Consider the following 1085-nt stretch of genomic DNA (forward strand, 5'->3'; position numbering starts at 1 on the left):
AAAATCGTCCGGAATGACCAAGCCGACAACTTCCGGATCCTCAACGTCGGCCGGAGCGGACACCTGAAGGTCAAGGATCTGGTCATCAAGGGCGGCCAAGTCGGTCCACGGTCGGCGGAAGCTTCGTTTGGTGAGGGTGTGGGTTCAAGCGGTGAGCGGGGCGCAGAGGCTCCTGGACCGATGGCATCGTCTCACTCCGATCGCCACTCGAGTGATGGCGGTGGTGTGCTGGTGCAGGACGGTGCCACGGCCGAGTTCGAGAAGACCCTCCTCATCGACAACCAGGCTGAGGGGGTCGGGGGTGGGATCGCGAACTTCGGCAAGACCGAGCTCTACCACACCACGGCAGACGGAAACACCTCCCTGCTGCAGGGTGGTGGGATCTTCAACGCCGGTGTGCTGAGGACCAGCAAGTCCACGGTGAAAGCCAACAACGCCATCTTGGCCGGTGGTGGCATTGCCAACGGTGCGAAGTTTGCCGATGACGAGCGCCGGGATGTTAAAGGCGGCACAGTCTGGATCGAAAAGACCGAGATCTTCAACAACGCAACGTTCGGCCCTGGTGGCGGCCTGTCGGACACCGGCGGCGACACCATGATCGACCAGTCACGGGTCATTCGGAACGTGGCGAATGGATCCGGTGGAGGCATCTCGGCAGCCGGCAGGAGCAGTCTCGACGTCAAGGAAACAGAAGTAACTGAGAACATCACCTTCATGTATGGTGGCGGCCTGAACTTGCGGGACGGTGCCGTCGCCAACGTGGTGAAGAGCGAGATCAAGAAGAACAGGGCGGTTGACGGTGCCGGTGCGTACAACCACCGAAGCATGGTGACCTTCCGCGACAGCACGATCTCCGACAATTTTGCCGGCAACAGTACTGGCGGCGTCTACAACGTACGCGGCGAGGTTGACCTGTCGAACACGAAGGTGTCTCGCAACCTTTCCAAGATCGCACCAGGTGGCATGTTCAACGAGCGGGGCGAGGTCGCCGTGGACAACAAGTCCGCGATCAAGGGCAACTCCCCGACCAACTGCGAGGGCAGCCCGGACCCGATCGAGAACTGCTTCGGCTGATCGGCGGGTAG

General features: G+C 61.2%; 1 protein-coding gene. It reads left to right on the plus strand.

Features of this window, described 5'->3' with window-relative positions; all coding sequences use genetic code 11:
- The first annotated feature begins 231 nt into the window (after positions 1-231).
- Positions 232-1074, plus strand: a complete 843-nt coding sequence (locus K228_RS0125165) for a hypothetical protein (protein ID WP_245603604.1) — start codon at positions 232-234, stop codon at positions 1072-1074.
- The last annotated feature ends 11 nt before the right edge of the window (positions 1075-1085 follow it).

This window comes from Salinispora cortesiana (genome assembly GCF_000484695.1).
Classification (GTDB): domain Bacteria; phylum Actinomycetota; class Actinomycetes; order Mycobacteriales; family Micromonosporaceae; genus Micromonospora; species Micromonospora cortesiana.